This is a genomic window from Streptosporangium amethystogenes, assembly GCF_000721075.1.
GTDB classification, from domain to species: domain Bacteria; phylum Actinomycetota; class Actinomycetes; order Streptosporangiales; family Streptosporangiaceae; genus Streptosporangium; species Streptosporangium amethystogenes.
In genome coordinates, this window is sequence record NZ_JOEQ01000001.1 from 178,133 (window position 1) to 197,023 (window position 18,891).

12 protein-coding genes are annotated in these 18,891 nt (G+C 72.2%); 3 read left to right on the forward strand and 9 right to left on the reverse strand.

What is annotated here, in order from left to right; genetic code table 11:
- Window positions 1-117 precede the first annotated feature (117 nt).
- Window positions 118-396 (forward strand): hypothetical protein, encoded by a 279-nt coding sequence (locus IG98_RS0100845; RefSeq protein WP_030904095.1) that lies wholly within the window; start codon window positions 118-120, stop codon window positions 394-396.
- Window positions 397-415: 19 nt separating this feature from the next.
- Here the strand turns inward: IG98_RS0100845 and IG98_RS0100850 are convergent, their stop codons facing one another.
- Both IG98_RS0100850 and IG98_RS0100855 read right to left on the reverse strand, forming a co-directional pair.
- The gene (locus tag IG98_RS0100850; protein ID WP_030904097.1) at window positions 416-610 is read right to left on the reverse strand and encodes a DUF3046 domain-containing protein; all 195 of its coding nucleotides are present in this window, start codon (window positions 608-610) and stop codon (window positions 416-418) included.
- Window positions 611-865: 255 nt separating this feature from the next.
- The gene (locus tag IG98_RS0100855) at window positions 866-1,396 is read right to left on the reverse strand and encodes a VOC family protein (RefSeq protein ID WP_051751311.1); all 531 of its coding nucleotides are present in this window, start codon (window positions 1,394-1,396) and stop codon (window positions 866-868) included.
- A gap of 232 nt (window positions 1,397-1,628) precedes the next feature.
- On the opposite strand from IG98_RS0100855, the gene IG98_RS0100860 reads away from it, so the two are divergent.
- Together IG98_RS0100860 and IG98_RS50035 are read left to right on the forward strand one after the other, a co-directional pair.
- The gene (locus tag IG98_RS0100860; RefSeq protein WP_030904101.1) at window positions 1,629-6,587 is read left to right on the forward strand and encodes an ATP-dependent helicase; all 4,959 of its coding nucleotides are present in this window, start codon (window positions 1,629-1,631) and stop codon (window positions 6,585-6,587) included.
- A gap of 137 nt (window positions 6,588-6,724) precedes the next feature.
- Window positions 6,725-6,868 carry a bacteriocin gene (locus IG98_RS50035; RefSeq protein ID WP_157594093.1) on the forward strand — a complete coding sequence of 48 codons (144 nt, stop codon included), beginning with the start codon at window positions 6,725-6,727 and terminating at the stop codon, window positions 6,866-6,868.
- Between the two features lie 172 nt (window positions 6,869-7,040).
- On the opposite strand, the gene IG98_RS0100870 is transcribed toward IG98_RS50035, so the two are convergent.
- Genes IG98_RS0100870 through IG98_RS0100900 form a run of 7 tightly spaced genes read right to left on the reverse strand, consistent with a single transcriptional unit; the run spans window position 7,041 to window position 18,741 of the window.
- On the reverse strand, window positions 7,041-12,719 hold the full coding sequence (locus IG98_RS0100870) for a non-ribosomal peptide synthetase/MFS transporter (RefSeq protein ID WP_030904103.1): 5,679 nt from the start codon (window positions 12,717-12,719) through the stop codon (window positions 7,041-7,043).
- A complete protein-coding gene (locus tag IG98_RS0100875) occupies window positions 12,716-13,888 on the reverse strand; it encodes a 2-oxo acid dehydrogenase subunit E2 (protein ID WP_030904106.1) in 1,173 nt (390 codons plus the stop codon). The genes IG98_RS0100870 and IG98_RS0100875 overlap by 4 nt, the downstream gene beginning before the upstream one ends.
- A complete protein-coding gene (locus IG98_RS0100880) occupies window positions 13,881-14,864 on the reverse strand; it encodes an alpha-ketoacid dehydrogenase subunit beta (protein ID WP_030904107.1) in 984 nt (327 codons plus the stop codon). The genes IG98_RS0100875 and IG98_RS0100880 overlap by 8 nt, the downstream gene beginning before the upstream one ends.
- Window positions 14,855-15,778 carry a thiamine pyrophosphate-dependent dehydrogenase E1 component subunit alpha gene (locus IG98_RS0100885; RefSeq protein WP_030904109.1) on the reverse strand — a complete coding sequence of 308 codons (924 nt, stop codon included), beginning with the start codon at window positions 15,776-15,778 and terminating at the stop codon, window positions 14,855-14,857. Before IG98_RS0100885 ends, IG98_RS0100880 begins: the two co-directional genes overlap by 10 nt.
- Entirely contained in the window at window positions 15,771-16,001 is a 231-nt protein-coding gene (locus IG98_RS0100890) for a phosphopantetheine-binding protein (protein ID WP_030904111.1), read from the reverse strand. Before IG98_RS0100890 ends, IG98_RS0100885 begins: the two co-directional genes overlap by 8 nt.
- The gene (locus IG98_RS0100895) at window positions 15,980-17,263 is read right to left on the reverse strand and encodes a condensation domain-containing protein (RefSeq protein WP_030904114.1); all 1,284 of its coding nucleotides are present in this window, start codon (window positions 17,261-17,263) and stop codon (window positions 15,980-15,982) included. The genes IG98_RS0100890 and IG98_RS0100895 overlap by 22 nt, the downstream gene beginning before the upstream one ends.
- Entirely contained in the window at window positions 17,263-18,741 is a 1,479-nt protein-coding gene (locus IG98_RS0100900) for a class I adenylate-forming enzyme family protein (RefSeq protein ID WP_030904116.1), read from the reverse strand. Before IG98_RS0100900 ends, IG98_RS0100895 begins: the two co-directional genes overlap by 1 nt.
- Window positions 18,742-18,891 lie beyond the last annotated feature (150 nt).

Sequence of the window (18,891 nt, forward strand, 5' to 3'; positions counted from 1 at the left end):
TGGCCGCGAGGAGCGCGGCCCCATCCGGGAGGCGACATTTCCGAGAATTGTCCTGAGCCTGTTGTAACCGGGCTGACCTGGGGTGATCCTGAGGGGAAACGACCCGAGGTGCCCGACGTGCCCAACACGTTCACGCAGCAACGCCTAGTCCATCTCGACTCCCTGGCCGCCGAACTGCGACAACGAGGGCTGGTGAGCCGCACCCTCGGAGGCGCCGCTCCGGTGCTGTGGGTGTGGCATCCGGACAACGGCCGGCAGACCATCGTCTTCGCCACTCCCGTCAAGGACGGCTGGCTGTTTCTGTGGTCGCCGGACGGCGAGGAGAGTGCCGACGACCCCGCGCAGGCGGCCGGCTCGGTGGAGAGACTTCTCGCTCCGCCCGAGGAGCCCTCCTGACCGCCCCCCGGCCCGCTCCTCAGCGGAGCCTGGGAGAGACGTCGGTCACCCCGCACACGGCGTGCCAGACCTCCTTCGCCCCGACCCCCTCGGCCAACGCCTGGATCACGGTCCGGCCGCCGAGGTCGGCGATGACGTAGTCATGGGCCCACGACTCGGCGTACTGGTCGCCGAAGTGCAACTTCATCCGCTTCCAGAAATCCGACAGGCGCATGCCCCAAGTATGGGACCACACCGGCGTGCCGCGGCCCGCGCCCGGCACGCCGCGCGTCGGCGGCGTCCCGGTCCCCGGTCCCGGTGAAAGGGAGACCCGGGGACGGGGACCGGCAGAGACCGGCAGGGACCGGCAGGGGCGGGGGCCGCGTATCGGCGGGAGTACGGGCCGCCACGGAGGTAAGGCGGACCGTCGGAGCACGCGGGAACCGTAACCGAGGGCGACCGGCTCGCGGCTGAGGGGCGGCGCGGACCGTCAGAGCACGCGGGAGCCGTACATCTCGCCGAGGGGGTCGGCGAGCAGTTCCACCCGCGCCCCGTCCGGGTCGGTGAAGTAGATGGAGGTACCGCTCTCCACCTGGTGCGGCACGCCCGCCGCCGCCAGCTTGCCTCGCAGGCGCTCCCAGGTGGAGGGGTCCACGGAGACGGCGACGTGGTGGAGCCCGCCGAGGACCTCCCGGTAGGGGCCGAGGTCCAGCCCCGGGAAGTCGAAGAAGGCGAGGAGGTTGCCGTTGCCGATGTCGAAGAAGAAGTGGTTCGACCCCCGGTAGTCGCGGTTCTCGAAGATCTCCGTGAGGGGGAACTCCAGCAGGTCCTGGTAGAACCTGATCGTCGTCTCGACGTCTGAGGAGATCAGCGCGAAGTGGTGCAGCCCTCTCGCGCTGCTCGGCGGACGGTTCTCCCCGAGGTGCTCCGCCTTGATCCGCTCGCGTTTCGCCTCGATGGCCTGGTAGTCGATGATCACCGTCAGCTCACCACTCAATGCGTCCTGTGTTCGCCAAAGCATGCCAGTGACGACAGGAGCCAACCTACCCCTGGGACGGGGGCCATGCCGGCGACGCCCTTTCGAACGCCTCCGGCGTACAGACCCGGCGATCTGGCCGTGGCGCCGGTGGATCACGTATCCGCAGGTGATGCGCGGCCCCGGTCAGCGGCAGGCGGTGACGGGTTCTGTCGGTGGCACCGTGCAGTATGGGCGGTGGCCGGTTGGTCGGCCGAGCCGGGAGGCAGGGGGCGCGATGAGCGAGACGGCGGGCGCGGACGGGGCGCTGGGGCACTTCACCCGGGTGACCAGGGACTGGTTCACCGGGGCCTTCGCCGCGCCGACCGCGGCGCAGGAGGGGGCGTGGGCGGCGATCGCCCGGGGTGACAACACCCTGGTGGTCGCCCCCACGGGTTCCGGCAAGACGCTGGCCGCCTTTCTGTGGTCGCTCGACCGGCTGGCGGCCGGGCACTCGGCCGCCGGGTCTCCCCCGTCCAGCGAGGACGCCGGGTTCCCCGGAAGTGCCAAAGAGACCACCACGATCGTGGACGCCCCGGCGGGCGCCGCCGTCCCGGACATGACGAGCGGCACGGGCACCGGGGGGAGGCGGAGCCGTTCCCGACGGGACGAGGGGCCGCCGAGGCTGTGCCGGGTCCTTTACGTGTCGCCGCTCAAGGCTCTGGCCGTCGACATCGAGCGCAACCTCCGGGCGCCGCTGGCCGGGCTGAGGCAGACCGCGAGAAGGCTCGGCCTGCCGGTGCCGGAGATCTCGGTGGCGATCCGCTCGGGCGACACCTCGGCCGAGGAGCGGCGCCGGTTCGCGACCAGGCCGTCCGACATTCTGATCACCACCCCCGAGTCGCTGTTCCTGCTGCTCACCAGCCAGGCCCGTGAGGCACTGCGCGGCGTGGAGACGGTCATCGTCGACGAGGTGCACGCGGTGGCCGCCACCAAGCGCGGCGCACACCTGGCACTCAGTCTGGAGCGGCTCGACGCCCTCCTGGCCCGGCCCGCACAGCGCGTCGGCCTGTCTGCGACCGTACGGCCGGTGAGCGAGGTCGCCGCCTTCCTGGGCGGGCCCCGTCCGGCGACCGTGGTCCAGCCGCCGGCGGGTAAGGAGATCGAGGTCGAGGTGGTCGTCCCGATCGAGGACATGACAGAGCTCGACACGCCGCCCACCTCCCCCGCCTCCGACGACGACCGATGGCTGACCGAGACCCCGGCCAGGCGGTCGATCTGGCCGCATGTGGAGGAGCGGCTGTTCGACCTGATCGGGAGGCACCGGTCCACGATCGTGTTCGCCAACTCACGGCGGCTGGCCGAACGGCTCTGCACCCGCCTCAACGAGCTGGCGTGGGAGCGACGGGCCGCCGAGGGCACGGAGGCGGATCCCGCGCACCGGGCCGAGAACCTCCCCGGGCCTCCCGCCTCCCTCTCCACCCCGGCGGCCATGATGGCGCAGGCCGGTTCGGCCAAGGGGGTCGTCCCGGAGGTCGTACGGGCCCACCACGGGTCGGTGTCGAAGGAGGAGCGTTCCCAGATCGAGGAGGCGCTCAAGTCCGGGCGACTGCCCGCCGTGGTCGCGACCTCCAGCCTGGAACTCGGCATCGACATGGGTGCGGTGGACCTGGTGGCCTGCGTGGGGGCGCCGCCGAGCGTGGCGAGCGGCCTGCAGCGGATCGGCAGGGCCGGGCACCAGGTGGGAGCCGTCTCACGTGGTGTGATCTTTCCCAAGTACCGGGGTGACCTGGTCCAGACGGCCGTGGTGGCCGAACGGATGAGAAGCGGGGAGATCGAGGAACTGCGCTATCCGCGCAACCCTCTCGACGTCCTCGCCCAGCAGATCGTGGCGATGACCGCGCTGGACGAGTGGACCGTCGACGAGCTGGAGGAGGTCGTACGGCGAGCCGCCCCCTACCGGACGCTGCCCAGAAGCGCGCTGGAGGCGACCCTCGACATGCTCGCCGGGCGCTATCCGAGCGAGGAGTTCGCCGAGCTGCGACCGCGCATCGTCTGGGATCGGGTGGCCGGCACCCTGCGGGGCCGTCCCGGAGCCCAGCGGCTGGCGGTCACCAACGGCGGCACGATCCCCGACCGGGGACTGTTCGGCGTGTTCCTGGTCGGGGAGAAGTCCTCCCGAGTGGGCGAGCTGGACGAGGAGATGGTCTACGAGTCGCGGGCCGGTGACGTGTTCGTGCTGGGCGCCACCTCCTGGCGGATCGAGGAGATCACCGCTGACCGGGTGCTGGTCACCCCCGCGCCCGGACAGCCGGGGAAGCTCCCGTTCTGGCACGGCGACACCGCGGGGCGCCCGGCGGAGCTGGGGAAGGCCATCGGCGCGTTCCTCCGCCAGATGTCCACGGCGGGCGCGGATGCCGAGGCGGGAGACGGTGGTACGGAGAGCGCGCGGCCAGGGGACGGGGGGGCGGGAGCCAGAGAAACGCCGAGCTCGGTGGCGGGGAACGCCCGGACGGGAGGCACGGGGACAGGGCATCGGGAGAGCTCAGGGGCGGGAAACGGCGAGACCGGAAACGCGGCGCGGGATGGGGCGCTGGAGAGGATCAGGGCGGCGGGGCTGGACGGGTTCGCCGCGGCCAACCTGCTCGCCTACCTGGCCGAGCAGCGGCAGGCGACCGGCTATGTGCCGGACGACCGGACGTTGCTGGTCGAGCGGTTCCACGACGAGCTGGGCGACTGGCGGGTGGTGGTGCACTCCCCGTACGGAGCACGGGTGCACGCGCCGTGGGCGCTGGCGATCGGGCGGCGGCTGCGGGAGCGCTACGGCGTCGACGTGCAGGCCGTGCACTCCGACGACGGGATCGTGCTGCGCATCCCCGACACGCTCGCGGAACCTCCGTCCGACGTCGCCGCCTTCGACCCGGACGAGATCGAGCGGATCGTCACCGAAGAACTCGGCGGCTCGGCGCTGTTCGCGGCGCGGTTCCGCGAGTGCGCGGGGCGGTCCCTGCTGCTGCCGCGCCGCGTGCCGGGCAGGCGGTCACCGCTCTGGCAGCAGCGGCAGCGCGCGTCGCACCTGCTGAACGTGGCCGGCCGCTACGCGTCGTTCCCCGTGGTGCTGGAGACGATGCGCGAGTGTCTTCAGGACGTGTTCGACGTTCCGGGACTGGTCCGGCTGATGCGCGACATCGAGGCGCGGCGGGTCCGGCTGGTGGAGGTGGAGACCGGGAAGGCGTCGCCGTTCGCGGCGTCGCTGCTGTTCAACTACGTCGGCGCGTTCATGTACGAGGGGGACGCCCCGCTGGCCGAGCGCCGCGCCCAGGCGCTCGCGCTCGACACGAGCCTGCTGGCCGAGCTGCTGGGCCAGGCCGACCTGCGCGAGCTGCTCGACCCCGATGTGATCGCCGACACCGAGCGGGAGCTGGCCCGGCTGGACCGGCCGCTGCGCGACGCCGAGGACCTGGCCGACCTGCTCCGCTCCCACGGCCCCCTGGTGGCCGAGGACGTGAGCGTGCGCGAGGGCGACCCGGCGTGGCTGGCCATGCTGGAGAGCTCCCGGCGGGCGATCAGGGTTCGGGTGGCCGGGCAGGAGCGGTGGGCGGCGATCGAGGACGCCGCCCGGCTGCGCGACGCGCTCGGCGTGCCGCTGCCGGTGGGAGTGCCGCACGCGTTCCTGGAACCGGTGGACGATCCGCTGGCCGACCTGCTCGCCAGGCACGCCCGCACCCGCACCCCCTTCACCGCGAGCACGGCCGCGACCAGGTTCGGCCTCGGCACCGCGGTCGTCACCGACGTGTTGCGCCGCCTGGCGGCCTCCGGACGGGTGGTGAGCGGGGAGTTCAGACCGGGTGGCCGGGGCGAGGAGTGGTGCGACGCCGGGGTGCTGCGGATGCTGCGCCGCAGATCCCTGGCCAGGCTCCGCAAGGAGGTGGAACCGGTCTCCGCGGAGACCCTGGCCGTCTTCGCCCCCGCCTGGCACGGCATCACCGACTCCCCGCGGCGGGGCAGGCCGCCGATCGACGCGCTGGTGAGCGCGATCGAGCAGTTGCAGGGCTCGGCGGTGCCCGCTTCGGCGCTGGAGACGCTGATCCTGCCCTCGCGGGTGCCCGGATACGACCCGTCGCTACTGGACGAGCTGACGGCCTCCGGCGAGGTGATCTGGGCGGGGCAGGGATCTCTGCCGGGTGGCGACGGCTGGGTGTCGCTCTACTTCGCCGACACCGCGCCGCTGCTGATGCCCGATCCCGCCGACATCACGCTGACCCCGGTGCACGGGGCGGTGCTGGAGGTGCTGGGCGGTGGGGGCGCGCTCTTCTTCCGCGAGTTGGCGGGCCGGACCGGCGTTCTTCTGGCCGGTTCGGTCCCGGACGACCGTGCTCTGTCGTCCGCCGTGTGGGACCTGGTGTGGTCGGGCCGGATCACCGGTGACACGCTGGCGCCGCTGCGGGCCACGCTCGGGACGGGGCGCCCCGCGCATCGCCCGGCTCCGACCCGGCGGCGGCGGGCGGTGCTGCCGAGCCGGAGCGGCCCGCCCACGGTGGGCGGGCGCTGGTGGACGCTGCCCGCCCCCGCCGAGGATGCCACCCAGCGCGCCCACGCCCAGGCCGAGGTGCTGCTGGAGCGGTACGGCGTGGTGACCAGGGGCGCGGTGACCGCCGAGCGGCTGCCGGGCGGGTTCGCCGCCGTCTACCAGGTGCTTCGCGCCTTCGAGGAGAGCGGCCGGTGCCGCAGGGGCTACTTCGTGGAGGGGCTGGGCGGCGCCCAGTTCGCCCTTCCCGGTGCCGTCGACCGGATGCGCGCCATGTCCGTCTCCCCCACCACGCCACCGAGCGCGGCACCGGTACCCGACCCGTGGAGCTCCCGGAAGCCCGAGGGCGCGGGGGAGAGCGGCCGCCGAGCGGTGGTGCTGGCGGCGACCGACCCGGCCAACCCGTACGGGGCGGCCCTGCCGTGGCCCGCCCATCCCGGCGAGGTGACCCACAAGCCGGGCAGGAAGGCCGGATCCCTGGTCGTGCTCGTCGACGGGCACCTGATCCTCTATGTCGAGCGCGGCGGTAAGACCCTGCTCTCCTTCTCCGGAGACGACCGCCTCCGGCCCGCCGTCGACGCCCTCGCGCTCGCCGTACGCGACGGCGCCCTCGGCAAGCTGACCGTCGAGCGCGCGGACGGCACCGCCATCAACGACTCCCCCCTGGCCGCCGCCCTGGAGTCCGCGGGCTTCCACCCGACCCCTCGGGGGCTGCGTCTGCGAGCCTGAAGTGCCGTACGCCTTTCTCAAGCCGCACGCCTTCCAGCCGGTCGACGATACTCAAGCCGGTCGCCAGTAATTCCTAAGAGGTTTCCAAGTGCCGTCGCGATGCTGGTCATGCAAGTCAGTCGAAGGGGGAACAAATAGTGACCAACAACAAGTCAGAGCTCTCCACTCTGTCCGCACTTGGCCTCGAGCTGGACGATGACCAGCTCGCGCAGGTCAATGGTGGTTACTACTGGGCGTGCTACCACTGGGAGGACTTCGTTCCCGGCGCCCCGGGCTACTGATCCGACCAGGCGTCAGCCAGGCCATCGCGTTGAACGGACGCGGGTAGCCATATAACGCAGATGGACGGGGCGCGGCCGGTGTCCGCGCCCCGTCGGCGTTCCCCACCTCGTTCTCCCCCGGAACCCTCCGGGGTACCGGTCCTCTCCCGGGGTTCCACCGGTCAGGACGAGGTCATCTCCGGATCGAGACCACCTCGGCGACCGGCTCCTCTCGCTCGCGTTCCTGGCGCCTCTGGATGCTCTGGAAACCGACCAGGTCGTCCGGGAGCGCGTCGGGCACGTCCAGGTCGAACCTGGACAGCGTGCGGGTCCGCATCGCGACCAGCGCCGTGACCGCGATGGCGACCGCGAACAGCACGTACATCAGTCCGACGCCGCGGCCCTCGCCGGTACCGAGCACGAGGCCGACCGTGCCGGCCAGCGGCCCGCCTGGCGCGAGCAGCGGCTCGAACAGGGCGCTGCCGTACGGCGCGACCAGGCCGAACCCGATCGGCAGGGTGGACCAGGCGATGAGCGTGTTGAGCGCGATGACCCGGCCGTGGAACCGCTGCGGCACCTTGACCTGGATGATCGTGGCGTAGACGCCGTTGAGCATGGTCAGCCAGAACGACATCCCGAAGGCGCCCACCGCGATCAGGGGCAGGTTCTGCCGCAAACCGGTGACCAGGCAGAAGAGGCTCAGCACGAGGGTGGAGAGCATGACGCCGCGCAGCCGCCGCCGCCTCGGTCCTCCCCAGACGGTCATGGTCAGGCCGCCGAGGAAGACCCCGAGGCCGCCGGCGAAGGAGATCCGGCCGACGTCCTCCAGCGTGGCGAAGCCAAGGACCAGCGGCGAGATGAGCAGGAACAGCGGGGACAGGAAGACGTTGAGCACCGCGAAGAAGAACAGCATGCCGCGGAAGCCCCGGTTACCCCAGGAGAACCTCCAGCCCTCGACCATCTCGGCGACCAGCGACTCCCTGCGCTTCCACGCCATGGTCCTCGGGAAGCGGACGAAGAGCAGCACCCCGATCGCGAAGACGTAGGAGACGACGTCCAGGACGAGGATGCCCTCCAGGCCGACCACCGCCATCAGGCCGACCGCGAGCAGCGGGACGACCAGTTGCGCGGTGCCGGTGACCATCTGGACCACCCCGTTGGCGTGGCCGAGGAAGCGCTTGGGGACCAGTTGCGGTACCGCCGAGTTGTACGCGAGACGCTGGAAGGTCAGCGCCACGGACAGCAGCACCAGAAGCGGGTAGATGTGCCAGACCTGGAGGTTGCCGGTCCACAGCAGGACGCCGAGGGCCAGCTGGGTGCCGAACGCGCCGATGTCTCCGGCGAGCATGACCCGTCGCCGGTCGTAACGGTCGACGAGAGCACCGGCGAGGGGGGAGACCAGCATGCCCGGGACCAGTGCGAGGACTGAGAACAGGGCGAACCTGGCGAGCGAGCCGGTGGTGATGTAGATCCACAGCGGTACGGCGAACTCGGTCAGCGACGACCCGACGATCGAGACGAGCTGTCCCGCGGCCACGGTGGCGAACCGCCTCATGCTCGGCTGGGGGCCGGGCCTCGCCGGGGATGCCAGCCCGGTCGCCGGTGGCGAACCCCCCGTGCCGGGAGCGGCGAGATCGGGCACTGCCGGGGTCCGCCCAGTCCGGACGACGGCTCCGGTGGGTACGGTCCGCTCACCGGGGTCCTGACCGGTTCCGGCCTCCGCGACTTTTACCGGCGCGGCCGGAGGCGTGACGGCTCGGGTGAGGGCCGGATCGGCGAAGGCGGCCCGGGCCGATGTGTCCTGAACGGAGATGCCCCGCGCAGAGGCGTCCTGGATGGAGACGCCGTCGAGCCACCAGGTGGACCTGTCGGTGCGGCCCAGCTTCGCCGTGTCGCCGGAGGCGATGGCCCGGTGAGTGCCGGTGACGATGGCCGCGAGCTCCTCTGCCCGATATTTCAGGAAAAAGTGTCCGGCCTCGTCGAGGACGACCACGGCCGTGGAGCCGGTCAGCAGGTGCCACTCGCGGTAGCGCTCCTGGTAGAACTCGGTGGCCGGGTCGCGGTCGCCCGCCACGGAGATGATCGGCGCCCTAAGCGGTTCGACGCCGTCGGTGAAGAGGCGGGTGAAGTAGCGCTCCGCCTCCCTGGTGCCCTTGCGGCGGTTGTCGATCATCAGCTTGAGCTGGTCGCGTTCCAGGTCCTCCACGTCGAGACCGGCGGCCTGCAGGGCGTTGGCCCAGACCTGGTCGCTGCGGAGGCGGTCGGTCAGGTTCGACAACCGGGCCAGCAACGAGTTGGGGCGCGCGAAGGGGAAGATGCCGCCGAGATAGATCGCCTCGACCTGGCGGCCCGCCGCCTCCAGGTGGCGGGCGATCTCCACGGTCAGCATGACGCCGAGCCCGCAGTGCCCGTACAGCGCGAGCGGCCCCCGGACGTCCCTGAGAATCTCCGCCACGCAGCCCCGCGCGACCTCCTCCACCGGCCGGGTCTCCTCGATCAGCCCCATCTCCTGGCCGGGGACCGCGACCGCATGCAGTGCCCAGCTCGCCGGCAGCGCGTCGGCCAGCGGCTGGTAGATGGCCGCGCTGCCACCGCCGTACGGCACGCAGACCAGGGTCGAGGTGGCCGCGCGGGCCGGGGTGAGCCGGTGCAGGAGCATACGCGGGCCGTCGTCGGCCGTCTCGACGAGCCGGGCGAGCTCGCGGACCGTCCGGTTCTTGAACAGGTCCAGGATGGTGACCTGGCGCCCGCCTTCCGGGATGGCCTTTCTGAGGCGGGCGACCACCTGCGCGGCGAGCAGCGAGTGTCCGCCCAGGTCGAAGAAGTCGTCCAGCACGCCGACCTGGACGAGTCCCAGCACCTTCGCCCATACCGCTGCGATCGCCTCTTCGAGCGGCGTTCCCGGCGGGACGAACCCGGCCTCCTGGTCGGGTCGTGCCTCGTCGGGTTCCGGCAGCCTTGCCCGGTCGACCTTGCCGTGCGCCTTCAGCGGCAGCTCGTCCAACCAGACGAACCGACCGGGGATCATGTACTCGGGGAGCCGCTCGCCGAGCCTGGCCCGCAGCTCGCTGACGCTGCTCCGGTCACCGGCGGTCTCCGCGACGACGTACCCGACCAGCCGGTCGGCGCGTAGTTCGACGACGGCGTGGGCGATCCCCGGCTGGCCGGCGAGTACCGACTCGATCTCCGGCAGCTCCACCCGATAGCCCCTGACCTTGACCTGCAGGTCGCGGCGGCCGAGGAAGCACAGATCACCTGAGGGCAGCCAGCGGCCCAGATCGCCGGTCCGGTACATCCGGGCGCCGGATTCGCCGTACGGGTCGGGCAGGAACCTGTCGGCCGTCAGCCCGGGGCGGCCGAGGTATCCGCGGGCGAGCCGGTCACCGCCGAGGTGGATCTCGCCGGTCATGCCCGGCGGGACCGGCCGCAGGTGCTCGTCCAGCACGTAGACCCGGGCGCCGGGCAGCGGCCTGCCGATCGGCAGGTTCAGCGCCCGCTCCTCCTCGCCGGTGACGGCGTGGGTGGAGATGCCGACCGTGGCCTCGGTGGGGCCGTAGTGGTTGACCACCGTGGTGTGCGCGGCCAGCTCGCGGGCCCAGCTCCACCCGGAGGCCTCGCCACCGAGGATGAGGAGCCTGCGCGGGAGCAGCTCGGCGGGGTCGTCCACCGCGGCGAGCAGCGAGGCGAGGTGGGAGGGGGTCATCTTCAGGTAGTCGGTGCGGCTCAGCTGCCCGGCGAGCTCCTCGGCCGGGGCCTGCGGGTCGGCCAGGTGCAGCTCACCACCGGTCATGATCGACAGGTAGAGGATCGTCACCCCGAAGTCGAAGGAGAGCGACTGCAGCAGCGTGTGGACCGAGGCGGGCTCGACCTCGAAGCGCTCCCTGACCCCGGTGAGGTAGTTGAGCACCTGCCGGTGCTGCACCCCGACGCCCTTCGGCCGCCCGGTGGTCCCCGAGGTGTAGATCACGTACGCCAGATGGTCCGGCGAGACTTCCGGAGGCTCGAACCCGGTCTCGTCCAGCGCCTCGGAGTCCAGGCGGATCACCGGCGCCTCGGGGAGATCGGGGACCAGGTCGCACAGGGCGGAGGCGGTGAGGACGGCGACGACCCCGGCGTCGGCGAGCATGTACGCCAGGCGGTCGCGGGGCTGCTTGGGGTCGAGGGGCAGGTACGCGCCACCGGCCTTCAGCACACCGATGACCGCCGCCGCGAGGTCCGTGGACTGCTCCAGGAGGACACCGACCCTGCTGTCCGGACCCACGCCATGACGGTTCCTCAGCAGGGCGGCGATCCGAGTGGAGCGCTCGTCGAGCTCGGCGTAGGTCAGCGAACCGCCGCGAGCCGCAAACGCCGCAGACGCCGCGCCCGAGGCCGGCGAGCCGGCGTGGACCACCGCCGTCGCGCCGGGGGTCAGTGCGGCCTGCGCGGTGAGGAGGTCGTGGAGCAGGTCATGGCCGGACGGCCGGAGCGCGGGTCCGGCCCCGAAGCCCAGGACCCGGTCCCGCTCGTCATCGCCGAGCAGCGAGAGCTCGCCCACCCGCGCACCGGGATCCGCCACGATCGAGCGCAGCAGCGTCTCGAACCGCGCCGCCAGCAGCTCCACGGTCTCGGGGTCGAACAGTGCGGTGCTGTAGGAGAGGTGACCGACCAGCCCGTCCGGGCTCTCGAACAGGTAGAGGCCGAGGTCGAACCGGGTCGTCCTGGCCGGGAGGGTGAGGTAGGAGACGCGCCCGTCCTCCTGGCCCGCCTTGAAGTTCTGCAGCGCGAACGTGACCTGCGCGAGCGGCGAGCGGCTGACGTCGCGGACCACGTTCAGCTCGCCGACCAGCTGGTCGAACGGGAGCTCCTGGTGCGCGAAGGCGTCCAGCGCGCTCTCCCGGGTACGGGCCAGGAAGGTGGTGAACGGCGGGTCGTCCGCCAGGTCGGCGCGGAGGACCAGGGTGTTGACGAACATGCCGACGACACCGTCCAGCTCGGGCAGCCCGCGTCCGGCGACCGGGGAGCCGACGGCGAAGTCCGCCTGCCCCGAGTAGCGGGCCAGCAGCACCTGGAAGGCGGCCAGCAACGTCATGTACGGCGTGGCACCGGACGCGGCGCCCAGCTCGGCCAGCCGCCGGGTGAGGTCGGCGTCCACCCGGACGTCGAGCGCGGCGCCCTCGTGACGCTGCTCGGCGGGGCGCGGCCGGTCGGTGGGCAGTTCGAGGGCGGGCAGCCCGGCGAGCCGGTCGCGCCAGTGACCGAGCTCGCGGCGGTGGTCCCGGCCCCGCTGCCAGCGGGCGTAGTCGCCGTAGCCGACCGGTGCGGGCGGCGGGGTCTCACCGTCGTGCAGGGCGAGCAGCTCGCGGATGAGCAGGTCGCTTGACCAGCCGTCGATGACCGTGTGGTGGGCGGCGAGCAGGAGCACGTGGTCGTCGGGCGCCAGGAGGACCAGCGTCGCGCGAAAGAGCGGGCCGCGCTCCAGGTCGAACGGGACGGCGAGCTCGGCGTCGAGCAGCTCGATCGCGGCGTCCACGTCGGCCGCCTCGGTGACCCGCAGCTCGGCGGGTCCCGGCTCGTCGACGACGAGCTCGGGGGTGCCGTCCTCGGTGGTGAGGAACCGCATCCGCAGGGCCTCGTGGCGCGCGACGATCTCGTCCAGCGCCCGGCGCAGCGCGCCGGCGTCCAGCTTCCCGCGCAGGCGCACCGCGACGGGGACCGTGTAGGTGGTGGTGCCGGGGCGGTACTGCTCCAGGAACCACAGGCGCTCCTGCGCGTGGGACAGGGGCGGGACGGTTCCCTGAGCACGGGCGACGACGGCCCGCGACTCCCCCCGGTTCCGGAGTCTTCTCGCGAGCAGTGCCTTCTTCGCGTCCGACAGCGTTGTCTCGCTCAAGCCCGCAGCTCCGTTCTGAGGGCCGCGAGGAAGAGCGCGGCGTCCCGGCCGTTGATCAGTCGATGGTCGTAGGCGAGGCCGATGTTGGCGACGGTTCGCACGGTCACCGTGCCGTCCTCGGCGAGTACCGGCTCGGACTGCGGCGAGGTGATCGCCAGGGCGCAGACGGTGCCGGGGAAGATGAGCGGGATCGCGAGGACGACGTCGGCGTCGGTGTGCAGGGTGACGGCGATGTTGGCGCCGGTGAGGTCCTTCTCCCGGAAGTCCCCCTCGGCCGCGGCGAGCCGGTAGCGCATGAGCGCCTCGGCGATCTCCCTGAGCGACCCGGTGTCGCGGACGACCGGCACGTACAGGCCCTCGCCCAGGTCGAACGTGACGCCGACGCGCGGGGCGTCGGCCAGCCGTGCCTCGTCCCCGTCGACCGAGGCGAAGAAGAGCGGGAAGGCGGGGTGCAGCGCCGCCACGGCCTGTACGAACAGCTCCGCCAGGCCGACCGGCCTGCGGACCTGTCTGCTCAGCTCCTTCGTCCGCGCCAGCAGCGGGCCCACCTCGAACCTCACCACCGTGTACGCGGCGGGGATCGCGGCGTGCGAGACGGTGACGGCGCGCGCGACGGCGCGCTGCACCCGCGACAGGCGTTGGGTGGTGCCCGCCTGTCGCCCGTCGGCCTTGTCCGGGTCCGTACCGGGTCCCGGCGCGTCCACCCGCGCGGTGCCGGTCGTCTCCCCGGAGCGGCGGGCGGCCAGGGCCACCACGTCGGCCCGGCGGATGACGGCCAGACCCAGGGACGCGACGTCGGAGTCGGAGATCCCGAGCTCCTCCATGGCGGCGCGGGCGGGATCGGTGACGACCGGCTGGAGAGCCGGCGCGCTCCCCCGTCCCGCCATGTCCGCACCTGCCACCGGCTCGGAACCGGGACGTTCCAGGACGGGGACGGCCTCGGCGGTGACGCGGGCGAGGAGCGCGCCGGGAGCGATCCAGCTGTTGAGGGCGGCGGCGTGGTACAGGTGGCCGGACTCCCCCGCCTCCAGTTCGTCGGCGGCCTTGGAGGTCTCCAGCACGGCGACCGCCTCCCCCGCGACGACGGGTCCGCCGTCCTCGACGAGCCACTCGACGATCAGGTACTCGGTGTCGTTGTTGTTGAGCTTGGGGACGCGGATGTCAGCCACGCAGGGCCTCCCGTACGGCACGGTGGATCGTGGACTCCCCGACCAGGACCTCGTTCTCCAGGTGCGCGGCGGTGGGGATCACGGCGGCCCGCGAGTGGACGAGGCGGACGGGACCGCGCAGGCGCTCCCAGACGCGGGCGTGCAGCAGGTGGGCCACCTCGCTGCCCCAGGTCCCCCCGGCGGTGCTCTCCTCCGCGACCACGACGACGTCCGCGAGGTGCGGCAGGAGCGCGTCGGCGTCCAGCGGATAGAGGCGGGAGGGCACCAGCAGCCGGGTGCAGATCTCCTGCTCCACCAGCAGGGAGCGCATCGCGGCCAGCACCCGGTGGGCCATCCCGCCGGGGGCGATGACCACGCAGTCGGGGCGCTCCGCGGAGTCGCGGATGTCCACCACGGCCAGGTCTCCGTCGCGGCGCAGGAGGAACAGCGGATCCACCTGGCCCATCGGCCGGGTGTAGAGGATCTTGTCCTCGAAGAACACGCACGGCTCGCCTCGTTCCAGCATCGCCGCGAGCACCGCGCGGTTGTCGTGGAAGGGGGACATCTCGTACAGCGACAGCCCCGGCATGCCGACGAAGTGCTTCTGCAGGCTCTGGCTGTGCGTGGGGCCGTAGCCCCGGCCGCCGCCGGTCGGGCAGCGCACCACCATCCGCAGCGGCAGCCGCCCGCCGTACATCGACACCGACTTGGCGGCGAAGTTGCAGAGCTGGTCGAAGGCGAGCGACACGAAGTCGCCGAACATGATCTCGGCCACGGCCGTGTTGCCGGTCAGCGCCAGGCCCGCCGCGACGCCGGTCAGCGCGCCCTCGCTGATCGGAGTGCCGATCACGCGTCCGGGAAAGCGGCTGGACAGGCCCTTGGTGACCTTGAAGGCGCCTCCGTATGGATCGAGGATGTCCTCGCCGAGGACGTAGGCGGTGGGGTCGTCGTCCAGCAGCCCGTGCAGTGCCGCGTTGAGGTTCTCCGCTACGCGCACGGTGCCTCCCAGCGGGAGAGCGGGCGCGCCGCGACCTCGTCGGCGACGGCCTGGACCTCTGCCCTGACCGCGTCGTCGATCCGGTGGAACTGCCCGGGATGGTGGTGGGCGTAGCGGCCGTACCAGTCGTTGTCCCTGGCGACCCGTACCGCGTCGGCCGGGCGCGCGTCGTCGCCCTTGCTGTGCGGCCCGAGGCGGTGGGTGACGAACTCGACCACCAGCGGCCCCGCCTCGCGCACCCGCGCCACCTCCTCCTCCAGCGCGAGGCGGATCTCGTTGACGTCCGTGGAGACGACCAGCAGGTGCGGGATGCCGAAGGCCGCCGCCCGGCCGGCCACCGTGCCCGCCATCTGCGACGCGGTCGGGGTGGACTGGGCGACACCGTTGTTCTCCACCACGACGAGCAGCGGGAGCCGCCAGAGCGCGGCGAGGTTCAGCGCCTCGTAGACCGCTCCCTCGCCCCAGGTGCCGTCGCCGATGTGGACGCAGGCCAGGGCCCCTGGCTCGGCGCGCTTGAGATGGAGCGCGACACCGGCGGCGACCGGCATGCTCTCGCCCTGCACCCCGGTGGACAGGTAGCGGTCGCGGTGGATGTGCTGGCTGCCGCCGACACCTCCGCAGACCGCGCCCTGCCTGCCCATGATCTCGGCGAGCAGGCCGTGCGGGTCGCGGAACCTGGCCAGGTAGTGGCCGTGGCCCCGGTGGTTGCTGAAGACGTGGTCGGCCGGGCCGAGCAGGGGGCGGAGCGCGACCGGAACGTACTCCTGGCCGAGGCAGGTGTGGGTGGTGCCGTTGAGCTCTCCCCTGCCGTACAGCTCCAGGAGCTTGAGCTCGAAGTGCCTGACCAGCAGCAGGAGCTCCAGGTCGTCGTCGGCGAGGCGGGAGAGACGGAGCCCGTCGAGGGTCTCAGTCATCGCCGAGGGAGCTCACGATCCCGGCGATCGTCGGGTTGTCGAAGAAGTCGTCCAGGGAGACCTCGACGTCCAGGCGCTTGCGCATCCGGGCGATGATCTGGGTGATGGTCAGCGAATGACCGCCCAGGTCGAAGATGTCGTCGTCGTCCTCGATCGGCGAGATGCCCAGGACCTCCTCCCAGATCTCGCGTACCTGGTCGGTCAGCGTGGTGACGGAACCCATTCGTTCTCCAGAAGTTCGTGCAGTGGCAGGTCGGGGTCATCGGTGGCGCGTTCCAGCAGGAGGCGCAGGTCCTCGGCCACCCCGGCGGCGTCGGGCACCGTCTCGGGGTCGTGGCGCAGGCTGATCTCCAGCCCGCCGGGGCCGTCCACGCACTGCAGGTGCAGCGCGCCGCGTACCCCGTGGTTGAAGACCGTCCACTCCACGGACGCGTCGAGGCCGGTGAAGACCGGGTCGGCGTCGCGGCGGACGCGGTAGCTGACGGAGACGGGTACCAGTGCGGCGTGCGGCCGGATGCGGGGCAGCGCCCGGGAGAGCGGCACCTGGCGGAACCGGTAGACCTCGCGCAGCTCGGCGCGGAGCGCGGTGGCGAACTCGCGGAAGGTCTCCCGCCCGAACGGGGCGGAGGCGACCGGGAGCTCGTTGACGAACAGGCCGATGTGGCCGGCGGCCTGTTCGGGCCGGGTGGACAGGTCGACGGCGGTGGTCACCGAGGCGTTGCCGTAGCCGAGAAGCCGCGTGTGCAGCGCGGCCAGCAGCACCTCGAACCGGGTCAGGCCGGGAACCGAGGGGACCTGCGGGTCGAGGGTGAACCGGAGCACCCGTCCCTCGCCCGCCCGCCGGGACCTCAGCGCCCGGCCGAGCACGACGGTCTCGCCCGGGTCTCGCCAGCGGGGCCTCCAGAACTCGCGCGCGGCGGGAAGCATGGCGGCCACCCGGTCGCGCTCGGCCCTGCCGTGGTCGATCCCGGGCAGCGGGGACGGCGGCTCACCGTTGTGGAAGGCGGCCAGGTCACGCACCAGGATGTCCTTGGACTGCCCGTCGAAGATCAGGTGATGGGCGACGAAGAGCAGCAGGTGCCGCCCGGGGCCGGTCTCGAACAGGGTGAAGCGGGCCAGCGGGCCCTTCTCCAGGTCGAAGGCGCGAAGGATCTCCTCCCGCACGCCCGGGAGGTCGGGCGAGTCCGGGGCGGCCGGCCCCTTTGCCGGGGAGCCGGTCGAGGGATCAGCGGGGAAGGCCGTCGCTCGGCGTACCGGAACCTCGGCGCCGGGCACGAGCCTCAGCTCGTCGCCCACCTCCGCCACCACACCGCCCAGCGCCGGGTGCCGGTCGACCACCGCGGCGCAGGCCGCCAGCAGCGCGCCGGTGTCCAGGGCGCCGCGGAGGTGAACGATCAACGGCATGTGGTAGGCGGTGCCGCCGCCCGCGGCCTGCTCGGTCACCCACATCCCCTGCTGGGTGAACGTGACCTCGGACCCGGACATCACACGCCCCCCATCGTCCGGCGCAGCGCCTTCTTGTCGACCTTGCCGCCGGCGTTGTGCGGCAGGGCGCCGACGGTGACGATGTGCGCGGGCAGCTCGTGCGGGGCCAGCCGGTCCTTGAGGAAGATCCGTAGCTCCTCCGGCGCGAGGGGCTCCGAGGTCGCGAGGGCGACGGCGACGACGGTTCCGAGCACCGGGTGCGGAACCCCGAACGCGGCCGCCTCGATCACCGCCGGGTGCCGGTGGACGGCCTCCTCGACGTGGATCGTGGAGACCTTGAAGGCCCCGGACTTCACCACGTCGCCCTCCCGGTCGACGAGGTAGAGATAGCCGTCGGCGTCGAGGTAGCCGAGGTCGCCCATCCGCACCCAGCCGTCGCGGAAGGTCTCGCTGCCGGGGTCGCCGTAGTAGGCGCGCGGTACCGCTGGAGATCGCATCCAGACCTCCCCGGTCTCCCCCCGTGCCAGCGGCTCGCCCGTCGCGGTGGCGATCCTGACCCGTCCCCCGGCGATGGCGCGGCCGACGCTTCCCGGCCGCTCCGGGTCGAACATCATGATCGTCTGAGCCGGGGCCGCCTCGGTCGAGGTGTAGTAGTTGGCGATCGTCGCGCTGGGGAAGGCCCTGGTCAGCGCCTGGGCGACGGCCGATGGCAGCGGCGCGGCGGCCGAGCCGAGCAGCAGCACGCTGGACAGGTCGTGCCGCTCGGCCACTCCCGCGTTGATCAGCTCGATGGCCATCGCGGGGACCAGGAAGACCGTCCCCGCCCGGTAGGACTCGATCAGTGACGCGAAGCGGCCGGGGGTGAAGCGCGGCAGCGTCACGACGGCCGGCCGGGCGTCGAGCGCGTTGATCAGCATCGTCTGCCCGGCGTTGGTGCCGATCGGGAAGGCGTGCACGAGATGCCGGGAGTGCGCGAACGGGCGGCGTCTGGAACCGCAGCCATAGGTCAGGTTGGCATGGGTGGCCGAGACGCCCTTGGGGCGGCCCGTGGTGCCGGAGGTGTAGAGGATCTGGGCGAGATCTCCCGGCTCCGGTGCCGCGAGGTCGGCCTTCTCATAGGACGTTTCGGCGCTCAGGCGGTCGACGGTCGCGCTCCAGCCGACCTCGGGCACGGCGAGGGCGGCGGTGAGGTCCGCGGTGAGGCCGGCCGCGTGGACGATCCCGGTCGCACGGCAGTTGACCAGCATGAGACGCAGGTCATCGGGGGCGAGGCGGTCGGAGAGCGGTACGGCCACCGCCCCGGCCGCCAGAACCCCGCAGAACGCCACGGCGTAGTCCGTCCAGTCGGCGGCCCCGAACACCAGGCCCACCCGGTCGCCCGGGGTGACACCGCGTGCGAGCAGGCCGTTCGCGAGCGCGAGGGACCGCTCGTACCACCGGTGGTAGGTGAGCGGGGCCGAGCCGTGCACGATCAGCGCGATCCCGTCGGGGTCGGCGAGTGCCCGGTCTCCGAGCAGTTGGGGGACGGTCAGGTTCACCGGGTGAACCTCCCACTAAAGATCGGATGTATATGCGATCAAGGCACGTGGCCATTGATAGCATTACAGGAAAGAATCTTTACTATTCAAAATCGAGCGCCAGTCTTACATGATCGCCACAGCCTGGCAAGACCTTTGGCGGAGGTTCAC

Coding starts and splice junctions, on each gene's coding strand:
- IG98_RS0100860 (WP_030904101.1), top strand. CDS start 1,629: ATGAGCGAGACGGCGGGCGCGGACGGGGCGCTGGGGCACTTCACCCGG.
- IG98_RS0100890 (WP_030904111.1), bottom strand. CDS start 16,001: ATGGGTTCCGTCACCACGCTGACCGACCAGGTACGCGAGATCTGGGAG.
- IG98_RS0100895 (WP_030904114.1), bottom strand. CDS start 17,263: ATGTCCGGGTCCGAGGTCACGTTCACCCAGCAGGGGATGTGGGTGACC.
- IG98_RS0100850 (WP_030904097.1), bottom strand. CDS start 610: ATGCGCCTGTCGGATTTCTGGAAGCGGATGAAGTTGCACTTCGGCGAC.
- IG98_RS0100885 (WP_030904109.1), bottom strand. CDS start 15,778: ATGACTGAGACCCTCGACGGGCTCCGTCTCTCCCGCCTCGCCGACGAC.
- IG98_RS0100855 (WP_051751311.1), bottom strand. CDS start 1,396: ATGCTTTGGCGAACACAGGACGCATTGAGTGGTGAGCTGACGGTGATC.